Consider the following 22,001-nt stretch of genomic DNA (forward strand, 5'->3'; position numbering starts at 1 on the left):
TGCTCCTTAGCGGGCGCGATTACGCCGCCCATCCTTCTTGTTGACCTGCACTGCCGGCACCGGCATCGCCAGCGGGGCAAACTCCTTCATCACCCGGCGATAGACTTCCCGCTTGAAGGAAACCACCTGACGCACCGGGTACCAGAAGCTGACCCAACGCCAGTCATCAAACTCCGGATGACCATGACAACCGAACTGGATCCTGGACTCCCTGCCCGGATCCAGCTGCAGCAGGAACCATTTTTGTTTTTGGCCAATACAGACCGGTGAACTGTCCCAACGAACGAGGCGTTTTGGCAAGCGATACTTCAACCAGTTGCGACTGGTCGCCATGATGGTCACATCCTCGGGCTTGAGGCCTATCTCCTCATACAGCTCACGATACATGGCCTGCTCTGGCGTCTCACCGTCATCAACTCCTCCCTGCGGAAACTGCCAGGAGTGCTGCCCATAACGCTTGGCCCACAATACTTGTCCGTCACGGTTACAGATCACGATTCCGACATTGGGACGAAACCCGTCGCCATCTATCACGTGATCACCTTATAAAGGCTGAATCTATAAGGGGATTGTTCCACATTCACCTCGTGGCAGCAAACAAGGACTGCAATCCCCCATTCATGAATAACTTTCGATTTCAAGCAAACTTATAAACAAATTAAAGGATCAGATCCTGCAAGTTGCTCACCCAGACTGTGCATAAGCCTGTGAGCAAGCGGGTATATACAGTAGTTTTATTTATCTGCTCCAAACTGCCCCACAGCATACAGGATGTGATAGAAAACAAAATATGTATTTAAATACATGGTGTTAAACAAAGAATGCTGGATCAAGATCCATGTCTTTTACCGCCAGCGATCCGGGATCCGGATTGTGAACAAGTTCGACTGTTCAAAGATCCACCACGGCTATTTTATCCACAGGAGTGGCACACTATCTGCCCCGATATCGCCGCAAAAATCGGTGCCGTTTCACATTTTTTTGTAACAACAGGGTGACTATTCCTACTTTTAAGCAGTTATCCAAGATTTCTGTGGATAACTGTGTGAAACAGCGCGAGCAAACCCTTGGACAACTATTTCAAGGCAGGATCCAGCGCTACGCCCATCGATAAATTGGAGACAAATCCCTTTAAAATCATTACGATAAACACTTACACACAAAACTGCCCCCTCTGTGCATACCCCTGCCAGGATCGGTTATAAAAACAGCGATCCTCAGGGAGGATCAGAGTTGCTAGAATAATCCCTCTTTGCAGGAGTCACTCATGCCCGCCAACCCTCGCTCCGAACAGGAACTGCTGGCCCGCGCCTACGCCATGGCCGGCTTCACCCTGGCCCAGCTGGCCGCCGACGCCAACATCGCCGTGCCGGCGGATCTGCGTCGGGACAAGGGCTGGGTCGGCCAGCTGATCGAGTGGCAGCTGGGAGCGAGCGCCGGCAGCAAGCCGGAGCAGGACTTCCCGGATCTCGGCATCGAGCTCAAGACGATCCCCATCGATCCTCAGGGCAAACCGCTAGAAACCACCTTCGTCTGCGTGGCACCGCTGATCGGTGTCAGCGGCCAGCGCTGGGAGGAGTCCAACGTGCGCAACAAGCTCTCCCGCGTGCTCTGGATCCCGGTGGAGGGCAGCCGAGAGATCCCCATCGGCGAGCGCCGGATCGGCATGCCGCTGCTGTGGAGCCCGAATGAAGAGGAGGAGATGCTGCTGCGCCAGGACTGGGAAGAGCTGATGGACATGATAGTGCTGGGAGAGGTGGAGCAGATCAGTGCCCGTCATGGCCAGGTGCTGCAACTGCGTCCCAAGGCGGCCAACAACAAGGCGCTGACCCGGGCCATCGGCCGCAACGGCCAGCCGATCCTGACCTTGCCGCGCGGCTTTTACCTCAAGATAGGTTTCACCCACGGCCTGCTGCAGCGCCACTTTGCCCTGCCCGCTTGATCTCTGTTATCAACATCCTTGTCATAAAGTGATATAAAAATAGACAGCCGCTATTTTTCGCAATCAGGACAAGGAGGCGTCATGCCGATCAACAAGCAATTTCTCAAGTCCCGCCCCGAGGTCAAGGTGACCTTTGCCGTGGAAAGAGAGGCCGCAGGAGAAGCCGAGCAGGTGTTGTTGCTGGGAGAGTTCAGCCAGTGGCAGCCCATCGAGCTCAAGCGGATGAAGAGCGGTGAGTTCAAGACCACCCTCAACCTGCCGACCGATGGCCCCAGCCATTTCGAATACTGCTATCAGCTGGTTCAGCCGAACGGGGAGACCCGCTACGACAATGACTGGGCGGCGGATGACTACGTACCTGGCCCCTTCGGGCGAGACAACTCTGTGGTGCGGGTCAGCCAGCCAGGTTGAGTCGGCACACCCGAAAGTGGATACAAAAAAGGCTCGCCATTGGCGAGCCTTTTCACTACCTGTCGAGCATTTCGCCGACATATCGACACCAATTCGAATCGAATTAGTTGAGCTTCTCTTTGATACGAGCAGCTTTACCGGACAGGTTGCGCAGGTAGTACAGTTTGGCGCGGCGAACATCACCACGACGCTTCAGTTCTACACTGTGGATCAGCGGAGAGTGAGTCTGGAATACACGCTCAACACCTTCGCCGTTGGAGATCTTGCGAACGGTGAAAGCAGAGTGCAGACCGCGGTTACGCTTGGCAATCACGATGCCTTCGAAAGCCTGCAGACGCTCTTTACCACCTTCTTTAACACGAACTTGAACACGTACGGTGTCGCCCTGGGCAAAAGCCGGGATGTCGGTACGCATTTGCTCTTGTTCAAGCTGCTGAATAATCTTGCTCATTGTCTTTCCTTACCTAGGATAAACTGAAAACTCTACTTAACGCTGTCACGCACTTCGCGGACATACTCGGCAAGAAGTGATTCTTGCTCGTCAGTCAGAGCTAGGTTGTTAATAAGTTCCGGCCTTCTTTGCCAGGTTCGTCCGAGCGATTGCTTGAGACGCCAGCGTCGAATCACTTCGTGATTGCCGCTTGTCAGCGCCTCGGGCACCGCCAACCCATCCAACACCTCCGGCCGAGTATAGTGGGGATGATCCAGCAGACCGTCCGTGAAGGAGTCCTGCTCGGCACTGGCCTGATCACCCAAAACCCCTGGAACCAGACGCGAAACCGCATCGATCAGGGTCATGGCAGGCAACTCACCACCACTTAACACGTAATCCCCGATAGACCACTCTTCGTCGACTTCGGTTTGTATCACGCGTTCATCGATACCTTCGTATCGACCGGCTACCAGAATCAGTTTCTGATTCGTCGCCAACTCGGTCACGCCCGCTTGAGTCAGCTTGCGCCCCTGAGGAGAGAGATAGATGACTTTCGCCCCGTCTCCCGCCGCTTGCTTGGCTGCATGAATCGCGTCACGCAGCGGCTGAACCATCATTAGCATGCCGGGCCCACCACCATAAGGACGATCATCGACCGTACGGTGTTTGTCGTGGGTAAAGTCCCGGGGGTTCCAGCACTCAATCTGCAGCAGGCCACTCTTGACGGCCCGACCCGTTACCCCGTGTTCGGTAATGGCTCGGAACATTTCAGGGAAGAGGCTAATCACCCCAATCCACATAAGAAACCTCCGGCACTCGTGTTACCGCGGGAAACTAGAAACCAGGATCCCAATCAACTTCGATTGTTCGAGCAGTCAGATCAATATTCTTGATCACCTGCTCTTCCAGGAACGGAATCAACCGCTCCTTCGCACCAAAGGCATCTTTTACATTGGCCTCAACCACCAACACATCGTTGGAGCCGGTTTCCATCAATTCGGTCACCTTGCCCATGTCGTATCCCTTGGTGGTCACTACCGAGCAACCAATCAGGTCACGCCAGTAGAACTCGCCCTCAGGCAACGCAGGCAACAGATCGGCGGCTACGCCAATCTCGACATTGGTCAATGCCAGGGCATCCTCGCGCACATCGATACCATCGAGTTTGCAGATCAGACCCTTGTTGTGACGCTTCCAGGACGAAACCCGAATTTCACGCCACACCCCGTTCTGATTGATCAGCCAGGGGTTGTAATCGAAAATCGCTTCGGCAACATCGGTGAAGGAGTTCACTTTAAGCCAGCCCTTGATGCCGTAAACGGTACCCAGGGTGCCCAGAACTACAGGTTTTTCCACCTTAACTCCTTACCGTTTGGCTGATTAAGCAGCTTTGGCAGCGTCTTTGATCAGCTTGGCAACGCGGTCAGAAACAGCGGCACCAGTAGCAACCCAATGCTCGATACGAGCCAGGTCCAGGTTCAGCTTTTCAGCGTTACCAGAAGCAACCGGGTTGAAGAAACCAACGCGCTCGATGAAACGACCGTCGCGGGCGTTACGGCTGTCAGCAACTACTACCTGGTAGAACGGACGCTTTTTCGCGCCACCACGTTGTAAACGAATGGTTACCATATCGTCCTCATTAACATCTAATGAACAAGGCCCGCAAACACGCGGACCCTAGCTTAAAATAAGCCGCATAATTCTACTTGGATTCGTAATAATTGCAACCAAGCCAGCCATTTTTTGCGCAGAGCCGCAATGAAAAGGGCCTGCCACTGGCAGACCCTCACTCGCTACGTCAGCCCGAATGATCAGAACGGACCGCGGCCACCACCGAAGCCGGGAGGCAGCATGTTCTTCATCTGGCTCATCATCTTGCGCATGCCTCCCTTGCCGGACATCTTCTTCATCATCCGCTGCATCTCGGTGAACTGCTTGAGCAGCTTGTTGACGTCCTGCACCTGCATGCCGGAACCCGCGGCGATACGGCGCTTGCGAGAGCCCTTGATGAGATCGGGATGGGCACGCTCCTTGGGGGTCATGGAGCTGATGATGGCCTCCATCCGCACGGTGAGCTTGTCATCCATCTGATCCTTGACGTTGTCCGGCAGGCCGGACATGCCGGGCAGCTTGTCGAGCATCCCCATCATGCCGCCCATGTTGCGCATCTGGGCCAGCTGCTCGCGGAAGTCTTCCAGATCGAAGCCCTTGCCACTCTTGACCTTGCTGGCCAGCTTGGCAGCCTTCTCTTTATCGACGGTGCGCTCCACCTCCTCGATGAGAGAGAGCACATCACCCATGCCGAGGATGCGAGAGGCGAGACGATCCGGGTGGAACGGCTCAAGCGCGTCAGTCTTCTCGCCCATACCGATGAACTTGACCGGCTTGCCGGTGATGTGGCGCACCGACAGGGCGGCGCCGCCGCGGGCATCGCCGTCCGCCTTGGTGAGGATCACGCCAGTGAGCGGCAGCGCCTCGTTGAACGCCTTGGCGGTGTTGGCGGCATCCTGACCCGTCATGGCGTCGACCACGAACAGGGTCTCCACCGGCTTGATGGTGGCGTGAAGGTGTTTGATCTCCTCCATCATCTCGCCGTCGACGTGCAGACGACCGGCGGTATCGACGATCACCACGTCATAGAACTTCTTGCGTGCCTGATCGATGGCCGCGTTGGCGATGTCCACCGGCTTCTGGCTGGCATCGCTCGGGAAGAAGTCGACGCCGATGTCGCCGGCCAGGGTCTCCAGCTGCTTGATGGCCGCCGGGCGGTAGACGTCCGCACTGACCACCAGCACCTTCTTCTTGTTGCGTTCCTTGAGCAGCTTGGCCAGCTTGCCGACCGTGGTGGTCTTACCGGCACCCTGCAGACCCGCCATCAGGATGATGGCCGGCGGCTGGGCCGCCAGATTGAGCTGCTCGTTGGCCTCCCCCATCACGGAGACCAGTTCGCCGTGCACAATCTTGATGAAGGCCTGGCCCGGGCTCAGGGACTTGGCCACTTCCTGGCCCACCGCCCGCTCCTTGACGCGCGCGACGAAGTCACGCACCACCGGCAGGGCGACGTCCGCCTCGAGCAGCGCCATGCGAACTTCGCGCAAGGTATCCTTGATGTTCTCTTCGGTCAGGCGGCCACGGCCGCTGACGTTGCGCAGGGTGCGCGAGAGTCGTTCAGTCAAATTCTCAAACATGACGCATTCCGGTTCTTGGCGTAACAAATGGGAGGCATTATACCTCACTCGCACGATGAGGACGATTATTCGCCGCACTCGGCTGCGGTCAGCCCTGTGCGGCTGGCCCAACATGCTGCCTATATATGGGCAGATCGGCGGCAGCACAACTGGCGAGCACATCTTGTGCAAGGTATACTGCCCTTCCTATTCCCAATCGCTTGCTCGACAACGACCCGGTTATGATCGTGATCTCTGTTCTGGCCCTGGCGTTCTATCTGCTGGCCATCATCGCCTCTCTGCACCTGCTGCTCAGTGCCAAACCAGTGGGACAAGCCCCCTTGTTTGCCTGCATCGGACTGGCCCTGATCGCCCATGGCGCCGCCCTCTCCGGCGAGGTGCTGGTGACCCACTCCGGGCAGAATCTGAGCATGCTCAACGTGGCCTCGCTGGTCAGTCTCATCATCAGCTGCTTCATGACCTGCGTCACCCGCCGCTTCAACGGCTGGATTCTGCTGCCGGTGGTCTACAGCTTCTCGGCCCTGTTGCTGGCAGCCAGCGCCCTCATTCCCGGTCGCTACATCACCCACCTGGAGGCCCATCCCCAGCTGCTGCTGCATATCGGCCTCGCGCTGATGGCCTACTCGGTATTGATGATTGCCTGCCTGTTTGCGCTGCAACTTGCCTGTCTGGACCGGCAACTGAAGACGCGCAAGATCAGCCAGCTGCCGGCCATGCCGCCCCTGATGACGGTCGAGAAGCGGCTGTTCCAGCTCATCTCGGCCGGCGTCCTGTTGCTGACCCTCTCCATTGCCTCCGGCCTCTTCTTCCTCGAAGACATGTTCGCCCAGGGCAAATCCCACAAGGCCATCCTCTCGATCCTGGCCTGGTGCGTCTACGTGCTGCTGCTGTGGGGCCACCATACCCGTGGCTGGCGCGGTCGCAAGGTGATCACCCTGAGCCTGATCGGCAGTTTCATTCTGACCCTGGCCTACTTCGGCAGTCGCTTCGTCAAAGAAGTGCTGCTGAGCTGATCGCCCACTACTTCTTCATCACCCAGTCCCACAGGAGCCCTTCTTGGACAGTATCTCAACGAGTACATTGCTGATTGTTCTCGTTATCTTGATCCTCATGTCTGCCTTCTTCTCAAGTTCTGAAACCGGCATGATGTCGCTCAACCGTTACAAGCTGCGGCATCTGGCCCAGACCAAGCACAAGGCTGCCCGTCGGGTGGAGAAACTGCTCTCCCGGCCCGACCGCCTGCTGGGGCTGATCCTGATCGGCAACAACCTGGTCAACATCCTGGCGTCAGCTATCGCCACCATTGTCTGTATTCGTCTGTTCGGGGATCTGGGGGTGGCCATCGCCACCTTCGGCCTGACCCTGATCGTGCTGGTGTTTGGCGAAGTGACTCCCAAGACCCTGGCGGCCATGTTCCCGGAGAAAGTCGCCTATCCCGCCTCCTGGGTGCTCAAGGGGTTGATGGTGCCGCTTGCCCCCTTCGTCTGGATGATTAATGGCATCACCAGCGGCCTGCTCAAGCTGCTGAAGATCAATCCGAACAAGGATGACTCCCTCAATACCGAGGAGCTGCGCACCATCGTCAACGAGGCGGGCAGTCTGATCCCCCAGCGCCATCAGGAGATGCTGCTCAGCATCCTGGATCTGGACAAGATGACGGTGGAGCACATCATGGTGCCGCGCAGCGAGATCTACGCCATCGACATCAACGATGACTGGAAGACCATACTGCGTCAGCTGGCCCACTGCGCCCACACCAAGATCCTGCTCTATCGCGACAACATCGACGACGTGGTGGGTTTTCTGCACGCCCGCGACGCGCTGCGCCTGATGGCCAAGGATCAGTTCAACAAGTCGAGCCTGCTGCGGGAAGTGGACGAGATTTACTTCATTCCGGAAGGGACGCCCCTCAACGTGCAACTGGCCAAGTTCCAGCGCAACAAGGAGCGGATCGGTCTCATCGTCGACGAGTATGGCGACATTCAGGGGTTGATCACCCTGGACGACATCCTGGAAGAGATAGTGGGCGACTTCACCACCTCCATGACCCCGGCGCCCAGCGACGAGATCCATCCCCAGCCGGATGGCTCCTTCCTGGTGGAGGGCTCGGCCAGCATCCGCGAGCTCAACAAGGAGATGAACTGGCAACTGCCCATCGACGGGCCCCGTACCCTCAACGGCGTCATCCTCGAATATCTGGAGGAGATCCCCCAGCCCAACATCAGCCTGCGGCTGGCCGGCTACCCCATCGAGATCCTGGAAGTGGAGAACAACATGGTGAAGATGGCGCGGATCATGCCGGCGTTGTACCGAAACGAGTCGGGACTGGAAGATTGAAAAAAAGGCTGCCGATGGCAGCCTTTTTCTATTGCGTCATTGGCCGGCGATCGGCTCACTCATCTTCGTCGCCAGGCTCCAGCACCAGAGTCGGGATCAACTCGCCGAATACCTGCTGCAGCTCGTCGCGATTGGCCAACAGATCCTGCAGCGTGTAGCTGTCCATCACCGCCAGAAACGCATTCATCGCCTCTTTCAGGGCACTCTTCAGCAAACAGACAGAGACGATGTGGCAGGCCGGCGAGTTGCAGTCGATGCCGTCCAGGTTCCCTTCCAGCGCCCGGATCACCTGGCCGATGTTGATGCTCTCCGGCTCGCAGGCCATGCGAATGCCGCCATTCTTGCCGCGCTGGGACTGCAGGTAACCCAGTTTCACCAGCTGGTTCACCACCTTCACCATGTGGTTGCGGGAGACGTCATACAAGGCGGAGACCTTGGCCACGCTAGACAATTCGCCCTCCGGCAGGGTCGCCAGATAGAGCAGGGCTCTCAATCCAAAATCGGTATAGCTAGTTAGTCTCATAGTGCCTGTGTCGCATCACGCGGAAATTGATTATTGATTCAGATCAAATAAACATCTAGGATGCAGCTTATTAAGTGACATTCTAGATGTTCAATTAGCAAGGAACCCCTATGTTAGACCAAGCCACCATCGCCGTCATCAAAAGCACCATCCCTTTGCTCGAATCGGCGGGCCCCGCGCTCACCCAGCATTTCTACCAGCGCATGTTCAGCCATAACCCGGAGCTGAAGGACATTTTCAACCTGGCGCACCAGCGCAGCGGTGGTCAGCCGTTGGCGCTGTTCAATGCGGTGGCGGCCTACGCCAAGAACATCGACAACCTGGGGGCACTGGCCGGTGCCGTGGAACGCATCGCCCACAAGCACACAGGTTTCCTGATCCAGCCAGAACAATATCACATTGTAGGTAGTCATCTCTTGGCCACGCTCAAAGAATTGGGCGGAAGTGCGGTCACCGACGAGGTGCTGGATGCCTGGGGCAAGGCTTACGGCGTGCTCGCCAGCATCTTCATCGGCCGCGAGAGCGAGATTTATCAGGAGAAGGCGAACGAGATCGGTGGCTGGCAAGGCCCCCGCCCCTTCCTGATCAAGGAGAAGCGGGTCGAGAGCGAGCTCATCACCTCCTTCCTGCTGGCACCGGTGGATGGCAAGCCTGTGCTGGACTTCAAACCGGGCCAGTACCTCAGCATCAAGCTGGTCCATCCCGAGCTCGAGTATCAGGAGATCCGCCAGTACTCCCTCTCCGATGCCCCTAACGGCCAGCACTACCGCATCAGCGTCAAGCGCGAGCCGCAAGGCCAGGTCTCCAACCTGCTGCACGATCATCTGCAAGAGGGCGATCAAGTGGAGCTGATGCCGCCCACCGGCGATTTCTACCTGAAAGCCGATGGCCATACCCCGGTGGTACTGCTCTCGGCCGGTGTGGGTGTCACGCCGATGATGAGTATGCTCAACCAGTTGCTGGCGAACAGCCATCAGGCCGACATCACCTGGCTGCATGCCTGCGAACAGGGCGCCGTGCATGCCTTCAGGGAGGATATTCAGCAAAAATCCCGCCAGCATAGCAACCTGCTGAGCCGGGTCTGGTATCGGAAGCCACAGGCCAGTGACGTGCAGGGCGAAGAGTACCATCATGCCGGCACCATGGATCTGAGTGCCGTACAGGAGCGCATCACGCCGCAGGCCCACTACTACTTCTGTGGCCCTCTTGGCTTCATGCAGGCGGTCAAGCAGCAGCTGATCGCGGCGGGTATTCCGGCCGGCCAGCTGCACTACGAAGTTTTTGGTCCCCACCAAGATCTGTAAGGCGGGCGGATCACTATAACCTTATGAGGGTCCAGCCTGTCACGGCACGGCGGCTGGCCCCTCCCGACCCACGGATGCAGATCCGTGGGTCATTTTTTGGGATCAGTGCATCGCCTTGGCACGGGCGATGGCATTGGCGGGCATGCGATTGCCGAGCCGGCTGAGCAGGCTCGCCGCCTTCTGGTGGGTGGTCTTGTCACCGATGACGGCGCCGTGCAGCCAGTGATACGCCTCCTCGTAGTCCAGTGGGCTTCCCATGCCCTGCAACAGCATCTCCACCCACTCGATCTGCGCCCGCTGGAAGCCCAGGCTGGCGGCCTCCCGCATCAGGGTCTCGGCCTTGAGCAGGTCCTTTTGCACCAGGGTGCCCTTCCAGTAGTAGCGACCCAGCTGCTCCAGCGCCGGCGCCAGCCCCTGGTTGGCCGCATCCCACATGAATTTCACCCCCAGCTCCGCATTGGGCTTGATGCAGACCCCCCAGGCCAGCATGTCCCCCCACAGAAACTGATAAGAGGGGATCTTCATCACCTCGGCCCGCACCTCGATATCCTGGGTGAGCTGACACCTGTCCTGCTTGACCTGCTGCAGGTGACGGCCCTGTTCAATCCAGTTGAGCAGTTCGTCCTGACGATAGAGCGGCACCGCCTGCAGCGCGCCGCTGTCCACGGTCAGGCCGCTGGCCGGGGTGCTGGTCATGGGACGATTGTTCGGCGAACGGTCACCCTCTGCAGCGACAGGCGCGGGAATGGGGGCTGCCGCTGGCGCAGTGGCGGTTGTTGCACTCGCTGCCGCTACCGGTGCAGCAGGGGGGGCTGGCGTTGCCGTGGTTGGCGCGGCAGCCGGTGCGGGAGCCGCAGCAGAGGACGGGGCAGCCGCAGAGGGCTGAGCGGCAACCTCCGGCTGCGCCGGCGCACTGGTCGCCGGCGTGGCCCCGCTCGTCGCGGCGGCGGCAGAGGTGGAAGGCTCGGCCCCCTGCGCTTGGCCCGTCAGCAATGGGGGCGTCAGCAAACAGAGCAGGCCGACAAGGGTAATGGGTTTCATCATAAGGATCTCCTGCAGCACCCTGTTATCGGCAGCCGGCGGCATCCCCTTAGTCCGGCACCACCTGCCCATAACGACAAAGGGGAGCCGAAGCTCCCCTTGCTGTCCATCCGGACGCCTTACTTGACGAAGTCGACACCCAGCTGGATATCGGCTTTCAGGGTGGCCAGCATGCCATCCATCGCCTCTTGTTCGAAGGCGCTCAGCTTGCCGTAGTCCAGCACGGTTTCGACGCCGTTCTTGCCAAGCAGGATGGGCTGCGCGAAGAAGGTGGCGTGCTTGCCGTCGCCTTCCACGTAAGCGCACTCGATGACGTTGGCTTCACCCTGCAGACCCTTGATGAGCGACAGACCGAAACGGCAGGCAGCCTGGCCCATGGAGAGAGTGGCGGAACCGCCACCGGCCTTGGCTTCCACCACTTCGGTACCGGCGTTCTGGATACGCTTGGTCATGGCGGCCACTTCGTCAGCGGTGAAGGAAGCCCCTTCAATCTGGGAGAGCAACGGCAGAATGGTCACACCACTGTGGCCACCGATCACGTTGACGCGCACCTTGTCGACGTTCAGACCCTTGGCCTCGGCCACGAAGGTCTCGGCACGGATCACGTCCAGGGTGGTGACGCCGAACAGGCGACGCTTGTCATAGACACCGGCTTTCTTCAGCACTTCGGCAGCGATGGCGACCGTGGTGTTGACCGGGTTGGTGATGATGCCGATCAGCGCTTTCGGGCAGGAGGCGGCGCACTTTTCCACCAGATTCTTGACGATGCCGGCGTTGATGTTGAACAGGTCGGAACGATCCATGCCGGGCTTGCGCGCCACGCCGGCGGAGATCAGCACGACATCGGCGCCGACCAGAGCCGGGCTCGGATCTTCACCGCAGAAACCTTTTACTTTCACGTCAGTCGGGATATGGCTCAGATCGACCGCCACGCCCGGGGTCACCGGTGCGATGTCATACAGGCTCAATTCGGAACCAGCAGGCAGACGGTTTTTCAACAGCAGAGCGAGGGCTTGGCCGATGCCACCGGCGGCACCCAGAACGGCAACTTTCATGATCAACTCCATGTTTAAGCGTAGGTTTAAGGTTGTTTCTTGTTGTGCGCCCAACCTTAAAGGATCCCCCCCTAAAAAACAATCTGATAACAGTTGTAATCACAGGTTCTGTGAGCCAATAAACAGGCGGCGAATAAAAATGGGGGAAAATGCAAAAAATTGGAGGGGAAGCACAGATTTCCTGCACTTCCCCTCACCATTAATAGGTAGATCTGCCGACTTCAGCCCTGGAAGGCCAACGCCCTGCGTTCACACCAACGAAAACCAATTGTTAACAATCCGTTCATGGTCAGGTAGAGGGCACCGGCCACGGTGAACACCGCCAGGGTGTCATAGGTCTGGGCATTGAGGCGCTGGGCCAGCCCCATCACATCCATGATGGTGATGGTACTGGCGAGCGAACTCCCCTTGAGCACCAGGATCACCTCGTTGGAGTAGGCGGGTACCAGTCGCCGGGCGGCGTGACGTACCTTCATCCACAGAGTCTGGCCGGCGGAGAAACCGAGTGCGCGGCAGGCCTCTACCTCGCCGGCCGGGATGGCGTCGAGCGCCCCCTTGAACAGCCGGGTAGAGTAGGCGGCGGTATTGAAACCGAGCGCCAGCACGGCGCAGAACCAGGGCTGCTTGAGCAGCGGCCAGAGCGGCCCCTCTTTGAGCCAGGCAAACTGGCCCGGCCCGTAGTAGATGAGGAAGATCTGGATCAGCAGCGGCGTGCCGGTGAAGATCAGCACCCACAGCTGCACCAGCTGGGTCGCCACCGGGATGCGGCGCTCCAGCACCCAGGTCATGGCCGCCGCCATCAGCACGCCCAGCAGCAGACTGCCGGCGGTCAGTTGCAGGGTAATCGCCAGTCCACCCAGCAGGGTCATCAGGTAATCCTGCATGATCAACCTCCGTAACGGCGGGTGTAACGGGCAGCCTGCTTCAAACCGAACTCACTCACCAAGCTGATAGCCAGATAGATGAGAGCGGCAGCGGCATACCAGGTGAAGGGTTGATAGGTACTGGCCGAGGCCATCTGGGCCTGGCGCATCATCTCGTTCACCCCAATGAGGGAGACCAGTGCGGTGTCCTTGAGCAGCACCAGCCACTGGTTGCCGAGTCCCGGCAGGGCGTGCCGCCAGGCCTGGGGTAGCACGATGCGAAAGAAGATGTGACGCTTGCCAAGGCCGAGCGCCAACGCCGCCAGCCGCTGCCCGGCGGGCACCGCATTGAGGGCGGCCCGCAGGGTCTGAGTGGCGTAGCTGGCGAACAGCAGGGAGAGCGCCAGCACGCCGCAGGCGAACGGGCTGAACTCCACGTACTCGCCGGTGATGAGGAACAGCACCTGGGTCGAGCCGAAGTAGATGAACAGCACCACCAGCAACTCGGGCAGGCCGCGAATAAGCGTGGTGAGGGTGGCCACCGGCCACACCAGCCACCGCTGCTTGCTCAGTTCGGCGGCGCTGAACGCCAGCGCCAGCACCATGCCCCCGACCAGGGAGGCCAGGGCCAGCCCGAGGGTCATCCAGGCTGCATCCAACAACAGGCTCAACATGGCTTAGTGCGCGAAATATTTGTCGTAGATCTTCTGATAGGTGCCGTTGGCCTTGATGTCGGCCAGCCCCTTGTTCAGCTGGGTCAGCAGTTCCTGATTGCCCTTGGCCACCGCGATGCCAAAACCGGTACCGAAGTACTTGGCGTCAGTCACAGGCGTGCCGATCACGGCATACTCTTTGTGCTGCTTGAGCCAGTCGGCGGCGACCGCGGTATCGGCAAACACGCCGTCGGTGCGGCCATTCATCATGTCGAGGAAGGCACTCTGGTAGCTGGCGTAGGGCACGGTCAGCAGCCCCTTGCTCACCCAGTTGTCCACCAGATAGGACTGGTGGGAGCTGCCGTTCTGCACGCCGACAGTCTTGTCCACCAGGTCTTCCGGCCCCTTGAAGGCGTCCTTCTTGGTCACGAACACGGCGGAGTTCTGGTAATAGATGTCGGAGAAGTCGACCTGGGCGGCCCGCTCTGGAGTCACGTCCATGGCGGCGATGGCGGCGTCGTAGCGACGGAATTTCAGGCTGGGGATCAGGCTGTCAAAAGCCTGGTTGTGGAAGCTGCACTCCAGCTTGGCCTGTTCACAGATGGCGCGGGCCAGATCGATGTCAAACCCCTGGAACTCGTTCTTGTCGTCCAGGTATTCGAACGGTGCGTAGGTGGCCTCGGTGGCGAACTTGATCTCTTTCGCCAGCACCTGGGTGCTCAGCAGGCCCATGGCCGCGATCAGCAACAGACTCTTTTTCATGACAGCTTCCTTATCGATTTTAATATCAATGCATCAAGAATTCGGCAAACCGGCTGGTTTGCGGGGTTTGGAAAATGGCGGCGGAACCCGCTTCGATGATCCGCCCCTTCTCCAGATAGATCACCTGGCTGGCCACCTTGCGGGCGAACTCCACCTCGTGGGTCACCACCACCTGGGTAATGCCGGTCTGGCCAAGGTTGCGGATGATCTCCGCCACTTCCTTGGTGATCTCGGGGTCGAGGGCCGCGGTCGGCTCGTCAAACAGCAGCACCTGGGGGTCCATCATCAGGGTGCGGGCGATGGCCACCCGCTGCTGCTGACCGCCAGACAGCCGCGCCGGCCAGGCGTCGCGCTTGTCGGCCAGCTGCAGCTGGGCCAGCAGATAGCCCCCCTTCTCCATGGCCGCCGCCTTGCTCATGCCGAGCAGCTTGACCGGCGCCTCGATGAGGTTCTCCATCACGGTGAGATGGGGCCACAGATTGTACTGCTGGAACACCATGCCCACCTTGCGCCGCAGCGCCTGGGTCTGGCGGTTGAACTCGGCGGTGGAGAGGCTGGAGGGGAAAGAAAATTCACTTTCACCGATGCGCAGAACACCGGCATCCGGGGTGTCCAGCAGGTTCATCATGCGCAGCAGAGAGCTCTTGCCGGCACCGCTCGGACCCAGCAGCACCAGGGTTTCACCGGGCGCGGTCCGAAAGCTGACCTGTTGCAGTACCGGCACCTTGTGCCAGGATTTTTCGATACCGATTAATTCAATACCCATACAGCCCAATTGAATAAGTTTTCAAAATTTCGTCCTGATTCTAACGCTGGCATGGGTGGATGCAAGCTATATTTGAATCAATATGCAGAACAAGCGCCGCTTCCTTGCAAAAATAGGCATATGAATGCAAAATGGGCACGCTGTTCATATCTGCCGCCTGAGCGTGACAGGCAGCCAAACCTCCTCATTCGTGAGTCCAAGATGAAGCATAACGACAAGCAAGAAAAACTGGCCAAGGCCTTTAAAGCCTTGCTGAAAGAAGAACGATTTGGCTCCCAGGCAGAGATAGTGACTGCCCTGCAAGAGATGGGCTTCGAAAACATCAACCAGTCCAAGGTATCGCGCATGCTGAGCCGCTTCGGCGCCGTTCGCACCCGCAATGCCAAGATGGAAATGGTTTACTGCCTGCCGGTGGAACTGGGCGTGCCCACCACCTCCAGCCCGCTCAAGAATCTGGTGCTGGATGTCGACCACAACGGTGCCCTGGTGGTGATCCACACCAGCCCGGGTGCGGCCCAGCTGATCGCCCGCCTGCTCGACTCCCTCGGCAAGGCTGAAGGGATCCTCGGCACCATCGCCGGTGACGACACCATTTTCATCACCCCGACCAGCGACACCGACATCGAGGAGCTCTACCTCTCCGCCCTCGAGTTGTTCGAACAGACGCCGTAAGGGAGGCAACCGCCCTGTAGCGGTTGCACCAGAACGCAAAATCCCGGCCAAGGCCGGGATTTTTGTTATCTGCTGGTCGGGCTTATTTGCCCTGCCCTACCAGAAAATCTTCTGAAGGGGCGAAAAAGGCCGCGCCGGTCACCGCCCTGGTGAAGCGCAGCAGGTGATCGAAGTGACTGCCCTCCCCCTTGTACATGCTGGCCAGCATGGCGTTGAAGTGCTGCGGGGTGCGACAGCAGGAGATGAAGTAGAGCCCCTCCTCGGTCATGGTGCCCCAGGGCATGCTCTGGCGCAGGATCTCCATGGACTCCCCCTTCGGGGTCTTGAGGTTGACCCGCTTGATGTGGGCGGTCAGCGGCTTGTCGGCCGACTCGTACTCGATGTTGTCGACCTTGGTGCGACCTATGATGTCTTCCTGCTCTTTTTGCGCCAGCTTCTCCCAGTCGCTCATGGCGTGGACCCAGCGCTGCACGTGGATGTAGGAGCCGCCGGCAAACTCGCCATCGGCCAGCAACGCCACTTCGGCGCGGTGCTCATCTTGCGGGTTCTCGGTGCCGTCGACGAAACCGGTCAGATCGCGACAGTCGAGGTTGCGAAAACCGCGCACCTCTTCCGCCAGATCTACCAACCCGGCCAGCAGAGCCATGACGCGCTGACCGGCGTGGTGCAGCACATCCACCCGATCGGCGCGCAACTGCACGAACAGATCGAACGGGGTGTTGGGGGCCTCCTGACCGTTGGCGGATTGCGCCATGAAGCCGCGGAACTGGGGCGGACGGGCGGCGGGATAGAGGCCATCCCAGGCGTCGGCACCGACGGCGACCAGACCGCTGAAGCCGGCAGCGGGGAAATCGGCGGCCACCGCCTCCCACAGAGCCGGCAGCCTGGCCAGACGGGCCACCAGCTCGGCGGCGTCACCGGTGCGGTTGAACATCAGATAGAGGGCGTGCAGATTGGGCTCGGCACAGATCCCGGCTTGGGCTTTCATATATCTCTCCCCTGAACAGACATTGGCGATATGGGCGGTTAGCGTTGCGCGATTATAAACCAGCGCGGTTCCAGTTCATTGATTTCACGACGATATCACGCGTTCAGGGTAAAGGGTCAAACAACACCAGGGCGTGAGGGGTCACCCTGACCCGCGCCCGCGCGCCCTCCAGCGGCTCGCCGATGCTCGCCTCCAGCCGCAACTCGCCGCTCTCGAACAGCACCCGGCAGTGGTGGCCTAAGAACTGCTGCTCCACCACCTTGAGCTCGCCATCCGCGGCGCTCTCCAGCAGCAACTGCTGGGGCCTGAGCATCAGTTGCAGCAACTCACCCACAGCCCGGCCGTGAGGCTCGCTGCCGCAGATGACCCCGAGCGCCGTGCGCACGCAGTGGCTGTCCACCACCTCGGCCGCCAGGTAGTTGACCCCGCCGAGAAACTCCGCCACGAAGCGATTCTGCGGGCGACGATAGAGCTGCTCAGGCTGGCCCACCTGCTCGATGTGACCCGCGCGAAACAGCGCCAGCCGATCGGCGAAGGCAAAGGCCTCTTCCTTGCTGTGGCTGACGAAGATGGCGCCGATCCCCTGCTGCTTGAGCAGGGCGCGGATCTCAAGGATCAACTTCATTCGCACCTGGGTGTCGATGTTGGAGAAGGGCTCGTCCAGCAGCATCAGCCGCGGCTTGCACACCAGGGCGCGGGCGATGGCCACCCGCTGCTGCTGGCCGCCGGAGAGCTGGTGCGGATAGCGATCCCCCAGCCCCTGCAGATTGACCAGCGCCAGCGCCTCGTCCACCTGCTGCTGGCGGACACGGCGATCGAGCCGGGTCAGACCGAAACCGACGTTGTCCGCCACCGTCAGGTGGGGGAAGAGGGCGTAATCCTGAAAGATCATGCCGATGTTGCGCGCCTCGGGCGGCACGCTGGCCCCCGGCCCGTCGAGCAGGGTATCGCCGAGGCGAATCGTGCCCTCCGCCAGTGGCAGCAGGCCGGCAATGGCCTTGAGCAGCGTGGTCTTGCCGCAACCGCTGGCCCCCAGCAGGCAGACGATCTCGTTGTCGGCCACCGTCAGGGAGAGCTGTTCCAGCACATTGCGGCCGTTGTAACGGCAACTGACATTTTCAACCTGCAAACAGGACAAGGCTGACTTCCTCTCATTTCTGGCGGTGTGCGGCCTTTCGGCTCAGCACACTGCATGCAATTTCATTGGCCGACGTGGCGACTCAGTGCCCAGCCCCATCCAGGTTGCGATTGACCCAGATGAGCGGCAACAACCCCACCAGCACAATGACGATGGCGCCAAGCGCGCCGCGCTCCAGCATCTCGTCCGACACGAACTGGTAGACATGGGTCGCCAGGGTATCGAAGTTGAACGGCCGCAGCAGCAGGGCGGCGGGCAGCTCTTTCATGGATTCGATGAACACCAGCATGGCACCGGCAAACAGGCCGCGCCGCACCAGCGGCAGGTGCACCCGCCGCAGCATGGCGCCATCCCCCTGCCCCAGGGAGCGGGCCGCCATGTCGAGGCTGGGGGAGATCTTGCCCATGCTGCTCTCCACCGAGCCGATGGCGATGGCCACGAAGCGCACCAGATAACCGAACACGATGGCGGTGAGGGTGCCGGTCAACAGCAACCCAGGCCCCTGACGCCCCAGCCACTCGGCCAGATCGTTGATGGCAAAGTCGAGGGCGGTGAGCGGCACCAGTACCCCGATGGCGAGCACGGTACCCGGCATGGCGTAACCCATGGCGGCGATGCGCAGCGGCAGCAGGCTTTTGAGCCCGCCATCGAGGCGGCGGCAGAAGCCGAGCAACAGGGCGATGCCCATAGCCAGCAGGGCGGTCAGTGCCGAGATAGCCAAGCTGTTGCCGGCGAAGCGGACAAACTCCGGCGTCCACGACAATTCGAAGTAGCGCACGCCGTAATCCAGCAGGATGACGAACGGCAGACCGAAGCCGGCCAGCACCAGCCCCCAGCACCAGATCGCAGCCAGCCAACGGCGGAGCCCCTTGAGCGGGTAGCGCAGCGGCTGTTCGTGGCCCATGGACTTCTGGAACACCTGCTGCCGGCTGCGGGAGCGGCGCTCCAGCGCGATCAGCAATACCACCGCCAGCAGCATCAGGCAGGAGAGCTTGGCGGCGGTGGCCAGACTGCCGTAGCCGAGCCAGGTGTCGTAGACCGCCGTGGTCAGGGTGTTGATGGCAAAGAAGTGGACGGTGGCAAAGTCCGCCAACGTCTCCATCGCCACCAGGGATACCGCCACCATGATGGCGGGGCGTGCCAGCGGCAGGCTGAGGCGGCGAAAGCTCTGCCAAGGGCTGCAACCGAGCAGGCGGCTGGAGTGAATGAGGCTGACCGACTGCTCCAGAAAGGAGGCCCGGGTCAGCAGATAGACGTAGGGAAACAGCACCAGCGCCAGCACCCAGGCGGCGCCGCCGAGGGAGCGGATGGCCGGAAACCAGTAATCGGCCGGACTGCTCCAGCCAAACAGCTGCCGCAGCCCCGCCTGCAGCGGCCCCGAGTAGTCGAGCAGATCCGTGTAGACGTAGGCGACTATGTAGGAGGGCATGGCCATGGGCAGCATCAGCGCCCACTGCAGGGCACGGCGACCCGGCACCTGGCACATGGCCACCAGCCAGGCGGTCGGCACGCCGAACAGCAGGCTGAGCAGCGCCACCCCGACCACCAGCCCCAGGGTATTGGCCAGATAGTCGAACAGTACGGTATCGGCGAGGTGGCTAAACAGATCTCCGTCGGCCGAGAAGGCGGAGAAGACCAGGGCAAGCACCGGCAAGGCCAGCAGCAGGGCGCTAGCCCAGCTGCCGGTAATCCATCCAAAATTTTTCATGAAACCACAGAGGTTGATGGGGCCATTGGCCCCATCTGATTACAAGTCGAATTTCACTTCATCCAGCAGCTGCAAGGCGTCCTTGCGGTGCTTGGCGTAATCGTTGACCGGCATGGGGTCAGACTTGAAACTGCCCCAGGACTTGACCATGGCGGAAGGCTCGACCCCGGCCTTGACCGGATACTCGGCATTCACGTCCGCATACATGTGCTGGGCGGTGTCGCCGGCCAGAAACTCCATCAGCTTCTGGGCCTCGGCCTTGTTCTTGGCATACTTGGTCATGGCCACGCCGCTCACGTTGACGTGGGCACCGCGATCCCCCTGGTTCGGGAAGTTGATGTAGACGGCATCGGCCCAGGACTTCTGCGCCGGATCCTTCAGCATGGCGCCCAGGTAGTAGCTGTTGCCGAGCGACACGTCACAGATACCATCCTTGATCGCCTTGACCTGATCCCGGTCATTGCCCTGCGGCTTGCGAGCCAGATTGGCCTTGACCCCTTCCAGCCAGGTTTTTGCATCCGCCATGCCGTGATGAGCGATCATGGAGGAGACCAGCGCCACATTGTACTCATGCTTGCCGCTGCGGGTGCAGATTTTTCCTTTGAATTCAGGCTTGGCCAGATCTTCGTAGCTGATGGTGTCCAGCTTGCCGAGGCGATCCTTGCTGGAATAGATGGCGCGCACGCGGGTGGTCAGGGCGAACCAGCGGTTGTCCGGATCGCGATAGATGGCGGGGATGTTCTCCTGCAGGATCTTGCTGTCCACCGGCTGCACCAGCCCCTTGTCCACCAGATCGGTCAACCGGCTGATGTCGACGGTCAGCATCAGATCCGCCGGGGAGAGCTTGCCTTCCCGCTCCAGACGCTCGTTCAGACCCTCTTTGGCGAACACCACGTTGACCTTGATGCCAGACTCTTTCTCGAACTGCTGGATGATGGGCTTGATCAGCTCATCCTGGCGGTTGGAGTAGACATTCACTTCCCCTGCTGCAAACGCCGACTGAGCCGCCAACGCAGAGAAAGCCAGTGCCAACATCTTCATTTTCATCATCCATTCCTTGAGTTGCTATATCGAGTGAGAACCATTGCTGTTTGCATTTTGCATTGAGCTCGACAGCAGGATCAAGAAATCCTGACGTTGCGGGATCACATATTTAAACGCCGTTCAAACAAAGGGGCCGGATAGAATCCTATCCAGCCCCACCATGGAGTCAATCAGCGACACCCCATCGACCACCAGCCCCGTCAGGGCCGTCAGAGCGCCTCGTCGTCGTTCTCGCCGGTCCGAATGCGCACGGCCTGCAGCAGGTCATAGACGAAGATCTTGCCGTCACCTATCTTGCCGGTGTAGGCGGCCTTGCAGATCGCCTCGATCACCCCTTCGACGTTGTCATCGGCGGTGGCGATCTCCAGCTTGACCTTGGGCAGGAAGTCGACCTGATACTCGGCTCCCCGGTATAATTCGGTGTGCCCCTTCTGGCGGCCAAACCCTTTGACCTCGGACACGGTCAGACCCTCGACCCCCAGGATGGCGACGGCCTCGCGCACGTCATCCAACTTGAAGGGTTTGATAATCGCAGTAATCAGCTTCATCTGGTTGCTCCCAATCCATGGTATGTCATGAATGGGGAATCAATTCTTGTGCCAAGTCTTTTTATTGTTTAATTTCAAAAAGATAGCATTTACGTCTGGAGCAGGACTCTCCCGACATCACCAAGGGAGCGCAGCTCGCCCCATTATGAGGCACCAAGCTGAACCAGCCAGCGCCGCTGCACCAAACAAGAGCACAGCAGTATGTTAGTCATCTCCAACAGCGTCACCCTGCCCTGGCATGAGCTGCAATTCCAGACCATGCGGGCACAGGGCAACGGCGGCCAGCACGTCAACAAGACCGACTCCGCCGTCTGGTTGCGCTTCGATTACCGCAGCTCCCCCAGCCTCACCCCGCTCTACAAGGAGGGGCTAGACAAGCTGAGCGACAGCCGGGTTCACGACAGCTTCATCCTGATCCGGGTCGAGACCCATCGCAGTCAGGACATGAACCGCAAGGAGGCGATGAACCGCCTGGTGGAGCTGCTGAAAAAAGCAGCATGGCGCCCCAAGGCGCGCCACGCCACCAAGCCGACCCGCAGCTCCCAGCGCAAGCGGGTCGATGCCAAGAAGCGCAAGGGGGAGATCAAATCGACCCGCGGCAAGCCGGTAGTGGACTAGGCCCGAC

The 22,001-nt window shown here is 59.9% G+C and carries 25 protein-coding genes; 7 read left to right on the forward strand and 18 right to left on the reverse strand.

What is annotated here, in order from left to right:
• Positions 1 to 6 precede the first annotated feature (6 nt).
• Positions 7 to 534: an RNA pyrophosphohydrolase gene (gene rppH / locus ACB033_RS12760; protein WP_005308708.1), complete on the reverse strand. Its 528-nt coding sequence runs from the start codon at positions 532 to 534 to the stop codon at positions 7 to 9.
• A gap of 733 nt (positions 535 to 1,267) precedes the next feature.
• On the opposite strand from rppH, the gene mutH reads away from it, so the two are divergent.
• Entirely contained in the window at positions 1,268 to 1,942 is a 675-nt protein-coding gene (gene mutH / locus ACB033_RS12765; protein WP_005308705.1) for a DNA mismatch repair endonuclease MutH, read from the forward strand.
• Between the two features lie 81 nt (positions 1,943 to 2,023).
• Positions 2,024 to 2,353: an isoamylase early set domain-containing protein gene (locus tag ACB033_RS12770; RefSeq protein WP_005308703.1), complete on the forward strand. Its 330-nt coding sequence runs from the start codon at positions 2,024 to 2,026 to the stop codon at positions 2,351 to 2,353.
• Positions 2,354 to 2,456: 103 nt separating this feature from the next.
• Here the strand turns inward: ACB033_RS12770 and rplS are convergent, their stop codons facing one another.
• The 5 genes from rplS to ffh form a co-directional block, all read right to left on the reverse strand.
• Positions 2,457 to 2,804, reverse strand: a complete 348-nt coding sequence (gene rplS / locus ACB033_RS12775; protein WP_005308701.1) for a 50S ribosomal protein L19 — start codon at positions 2,802 to 2,804, stop codon at positions 2,457 to 2,459.
• Positions 2,805 to 2,836: 32 nt separating this feature from the next.
• Positions 2,837 to 3,586 carry a tRNA (guanosine(37)-N1)-methyltransferase TrmD gene (trmD, locus tag ACB033_RS12780; protein WP_005308699.1) on the reverse strand — a complete coding sequence of 250 codons (750 nt, stop codon included), beginning with the start codon at positions 3,584 to 3,586 and terminating at the stop codon, positions 2,837 to 2,839.
• Positions 3,587 to 3,620: 34 nt separating this feature from the next.
• Complete coding sequence (gene rimM / locus ACB033_RS12785) at positions 3,621 to 4,142, reverse strand: ribosome maturation factor RimM (RefSeq protein WP_024942024.1); 522 nt, start codon at positions 4,140 to 4,142, stop codon at positions 3,621 to 3,623.
• A gap of 24 nt (positions 4,143 to 4,166) precedes the next feature.
• Positions 4,167 to 4,415 (reverse strand): 30S ribosomal protein S16, encoded by a 249-nt coding sequence (gene rpsP / locus ACB033_RS12790; RefSeq protein ID WP_005308695.1) that lies wholly within the window; start codon positions 4,413 to 4,415, stop codon positions 4,167 to 4,169.
• Positions 4,416 to 4,597: 182 nt separating this feature from the next.
• Positions 4,598 to 5,974, reverse strand: coding sequence for a signal recognition particle protein (gene ffh, locus ACB033_RS12795; protein ID WP_005308693.1), 1,377 nt, complete (start codon positions 5,972 to 5,974; stop codon positions 4,598 to 4,600).
• Positions 5,975 to 6,195: 221 nt separating this feature from the next.
• Here ffh and ACB033_RS12800 point away from each other — a divergent pair, with 221 nt between their 5' ends.
• Positions 6,196 to 6,987: an inner membrane protein YpjD gene (locus ACB033_RS12800; RefSeq protein WP_005308690.1), complete on the forward strand. Its 792-nt coding sequence runs from the start codon at positions 6,196 to 6,198 to the stop codon at positions 6,985 to 6,987.
• A gap of 43 nt (positions 6,988 to 7,030) precedes the next feature.
• Positions 7,031 to 8,311, forward strand: a complete 1,281-nt coding sequence (locus ACB033_RS12805) for an HlyC/CorC family transporter (RefSeq protein ID WP_005308688.1) — start codon at positions 7,031 to 7,033, stop codon at positions 8,309 to 8,311.
• Positions 8,312 to 8,366: 55 nt separating this feature from the next.
• On the opposite strand, the gene ACB033_RS12810 is transcribed toward ACB033_RS12805, so the two are convergent.
• The gene (locus ACB033_RS12810; RefSeq protein ID WP_123247113.1) at positions 8,367 to 8,834 is read right to left on the reverse strand and encodes an Rrf2 family transcriptional regulator; all 468 of its coding nucleotides are present in this window, start codon (positions 8,832 to 8,834) and stop codon (positions 8,367 to 8,369) included.
• A gap of 110 nt (positions 8,835 to 8,944) precedes the next feature.
• Here ACB033_RS12810 and hmpA point away from each other — a divergent pair, with 110 nt between their 5' ends.
• Complete coding sequence (hmpA, locus tag ACB033_RS12815) at positions 8,945 to 10,138, forward strand: NO-inducible flavohemoprotein (protein ID WP_139431178.1); 1,194 nt, start codon at positions 8,945 to 8,947, stop codon at positions 10,136 to 10,138.
• 102 nt (positions 10,139 to 10,240) lie between these two features.
• On the opposite strand, the gene ACB033_RS12820 is transcribed toward hmpA, so the two are convergent.
• The 6 genes from ACB033_RS12820 to ACB033_RS12845 form a co-directional block, all read right to left on the reverse strand.
• Complete coding sequence (locus ACB033_RS12820; RefSeq protein WP_042051428.1) at positions 10,241 to 10,834, reverse strand: tetratricopeptide repeat protein; 594 nt, start codon at positions 10,832 to 10,834, stop codon at positions 10,241 to 10,243.
• Positions 10,835 to 11,298: 464 nt separating this feature from the next.
• Positions 11,299 to 12,234 carry a malate dehydrogenase gene (gene mdh / locus ACB033_RS12825; RefSeq protein ID WP_005308680.1) on the reverse strand — a complete coding sequence of 312 codons (936 nt, stop codon included), beginning with the start codon at positions 12,232 to 12,234 and terminating at the stop codon, positions 11,299 to 11,301.
• Between the two features lie 221 nt (positions 12,235 to 12,455).
• Complete coding sequence (artM, locus tag ACB033_RS12830; RefSeq protein WP_017785577.1) at positions 12,456 to 13,118, reverse strand: arginine ABC transporter permease ArtM; 663 nt, start codon at positions 13,116 to 13,118, stop codon at positions 12,456 to 12,458.
• A gap of 2 nt (positions 13,119 to 13,120) precedes the next feature.
• Positions 13,121 to 13,771, reverse strand: coding sequence for an arginine ABC transporter permease ArtQ (gene artQ, locus ACB033_RS12835; protein ID WP_017765288.1), 651 nt, complete (start codon positions 13,769 to 13,771; stop codon positions 13,121 to 13,123).
• 3 nt (positions 13,772 to 13,774) lie between these two features.
• Positions 13,775 to 14,512: a transporter substrate-binding domain-containing protein gene (locus tag ACB033_RS12840; protein ID WP_005308673.1), complete on the reverse strand. Its 738-nt coding sequence runs from the start codon at positions 14,510 to 14,512 to the stop codon at positions 13,775 to 13,777.
• 25 nt (positions 14,513 to 14,537) lie between these two features.
• Positions 14,538 to 15,278: an ATP-binding cassette domain-containing protein gene (locus ACB033_RS12845; RefSeq protein WP_113995212.1), complete on the reverse strand. Its 741-nt coding sequence runs from the start codon at positions 15,276 to 15,278 to the stop codon at positions 14,538 to 14,540.
• Between the two features lie 201 nt (positions 15,279 to 15,479).
• Between ACB033_RS12845 and argR the strand changes: the two genes are divergently transcribed.
• Positions 15,480 to 15,950 (forward strand): transcriptional regulator ArgR, encoded by a 471-nt coding sequence (gene argR, locus ACB033_RS12850; RefSeq protein ID WP_005308670.1) that lies wholly within the window; start codon positions 15,480 to 15,482, stop codon positions 15,948 to 15,950.
• Between the two features lie 82 nt (positions 15,951 to 16,032).
• On the opposite strand, the gene ACB033_RS12855 is transcribed toward argR, so the two are convergent.
• The 5 genes from ACB033_RS12855 to glnK all read right to left on the reverse strand — a co-directional run bounded on the left by ACB033_RS12855 (position 16,033) and on the right by glnK (position 21,376).
• On the reverse strand, positions 16,033 to 16,938 hold the full coding sequence (locus ACB033_RS12855; protein ID WP_139725756.1) for a Dyp-type peroxidase: 906 nt from the start codon (positions 16,936 to 16,938) through the stop codon (positions 16,033 to 16,035).
• A gap of 103 nt (positions 16,939 to 17,041) precedes the next feature.
• Positions 17,042 to 18,076 (reverse strand): ABC transporter ATP-binding protein, encoded by a 1,035-nt coding sequence (locus tag ACB033_RS12860; protein ID WP_042051430.1) that lies wholly within the window; start codon positions 18,074 to 18,076, stop codon positions 17,042 to 17,044.
• Between the two features lie 82 nt (positions 18,077 to 18,158).
• Positions 18,159 to 19,784: an ABC transporter permease gene (locus tag ACB033_RS12865; RefSeq protein WP_371140544.1), complete on the reverse strand. Its 1,626-nt coding sequence runs from the start codon at positions 19,782 to 19,784 to the stop codon at positions 18,159 to 18,161.
• A 39-nt stretch (positions 19,785 to 19,823) separates the two neighbouring features.
• Positions 19,824 to 20,831: a Fe(3+) ABC transporter substrate-binding protein gene (locus tag ACB033_RS12870; RefSeq protein WP_214454305.1), complete on the reverse strand. Its 1,008-nt coding sequence runs from the start codon at positions 20,829 to 20,831 to the stop codon at positions 19,824 to 19,826.
• 206 nt (positions 20,832 to 21,037) lie between these two features.
• The gene (gene glnK / locus ACB033_RS12875; protein WP_005308655.1) at positions 21,038 to 21,376 is read right to left on the reverse strand and encodes a P-II family nitrogen regulator; all 339 of its coding nucleotides are present in this window, start codon (positions 21,374 to 21,376) and stop codon (positions 21,038 to 21,040) included.
• 201 nt (positions 21,377 to 21,577) lie between these two features.
• Between glnK and arfB the strand changes: the two genes are divergently transcribed.
• Positions 21,578 to 21,994 carry an alternative ribosome rescue aminoacyl-tRNA hydrolase ArfB gene (gene arfB / locus ACB033_RS12880; RefSeq protein ID WP_139725759.1) on the forward strand — a complete coding sequence of 139 codons (417 nt, stop codon included), beginning with the start codon at positions 21,578 to 21,580 and terminating at the stop codon, positions 21,992 to 21,994.
• The last annotated feature ends 7 nt before the right edge of the window (positions 21,995 to 22,001 follow it).

The organism is Aeromonas sp. S15(2024), from assembly GCF_041402265.1.
Classification (GTDB): Bacteria; Pseudomonadota; Gammaproteobacteria; order Enterobacterales; family Aeromonadaceae; genus Aeromonas; species Aeromonas dhakensis.

Excerpts from the sequence above, each read along its gene's own strand:
- ACB033_RS12820 (WP_042051428.1), bottom strand. The coding sequence starts at position 10,834 with ATGACCAGCACCCCGGCCAGCGGCCTGACCGTGGACAGCGGCGCGCTG.
- mutH (WP_005308705.1), top strand. The coding sequence starts at position 1,268 with ATGCCCGCCAACCCTCGCTCCGAACAGGAACTGCTGGCCCGCGCCTAC.
- argR (WP_005308670.1), top strand. The coding sequence starts at position 15,480 with ATGAAGCATAACGACAAGCAAGAAAAACTGGCCAAGGCCTTTAAAGCC.
- mdh (WP_005308680.1), bottom strand. The coding sequence starts at position 12,234 with ATGAAAGTTGCCGTTCTGGGTGCCGCCGGTGGCATCGGCCAAGCCCTC.
- arfB (WP_139725759.1), top strand. The coding sequence starts at position 21,578 with ATGTTAGTCATCTCCAACAGCGTCACCCTGCCCTGGCATGAGCTGCAA.
- artM (WP_017785577.1), bottom strand. The coding sequence starts at position 13,118 with ATGCAGGATTACCTGATGACCCTGCTGGGTGGACTGGCGATTACCCTG.
- ffh (WP_005308693.1), bottom strand. The coding sequence starts at position 5,974 with ATGTTTGAGAATTTGACTGAACGACTCTCGCGCACCCTGCGCAACGTC.
- rpsP (WP_005308695.1), bottom strand. The coding sequence starts at position 4,415 with ATGGTAACCATTCGTTTACAACGTGGTGGCGCGAAAAAGCGTCCGTTC.
- glnK (WP_005308655.1), bottom strand. The coding sequence starts at position 21,376 with ATGAAGCTGATTACTGCGATTATCAAACCCTTCAAGTTGGATGACGTG.
- ACB033_RS12865 (WP_371140544.1), bottom strand. The coding sequence starts at position 19,784 with ATGAAAAATTTTGGATGGATTACCGGCAGCTGGGCTAGCGCCCTGCTG.
- ACB033_RS12870 (WP_214454305.1), bottom strand. The coding sequence starts at position 20,831 with ATGAAAATGAAGATGTTGGCACTGGCTTTCTCTGCGTTGGCGGCTCAG.
- artQ (WP_017765288.1), bottom strand. The coding sequence starts at position 13,771 with ATGTTGAGCCTGTTGTTGGATGCAGCCTGGATGACCCTCGGGCTGGCC.
- ACB033_RS12840 (WP_005308673.1), bottom strand. The coding sequence starts at position 14,512 with ATGAAAAAGAGTCTGTTGCTGATCGCGGCCATGGGCCTGCTGAGCACC.
- ACB033_RS12770 (WP_005308703.1), top strand. The coding sequence starts at position 2,024 with ATGCCGATCAACAAGCAATTTCTCAAGTCCCGCCCCGAGGTCAAGGTG.
- trmD (WP_005308699.1), bottom strand. The coding sequence starts at position 3,586 with ATGTGGATTGGGGTGATTAGCCTCTTCCCTGAAATGTTCCGAGCCATT.
- hmpA (WP_139431178.1), top strand. The coding sequence starts at position 8,945 with ATGTTAGACCAAGCCACCATCGCCGTCATCAAAAGCACCATCCCTTTG.
- rplS (WP_005308701.1), bottom strand. The coding sequence starts at position 2,804 with ATGAGCAAGATTATTCAGCAGCTTGAACAAGAGCAAATGCGTACCGAC.
- ACB033_RS12855 (WP_139725756.1), bottom strand. The coding sequence starts at position 16,938 with ATGAAAGCCCAAGCCGGGATCTGTGCCGAGCCCAATCTGCACGCCCTC.
- ACB033_RS12800 (WP_005308690.1), top strand. The coding sequence starts at position 6,196 with ATGATCGTGATCTCTGTTCTGGCCCTGGCGTTCTATCTGCTGGCCATC.
- ACB033_RS12845 (WP_113995212.1), bottom strand. The coding sequence starts at position 15,278 with ATGGGTATTGAATTAATCGGTATCGAAAAATCCTGGCACAAGGTGCCG.
- ACB033_RS12810 (WP_123247113.1), bottom strand. The coding sequence starts at position 8,834 with ATGAGACTAACTAGCTATACCGATTTTGGATTGAGAGCCCTGCTCTAT.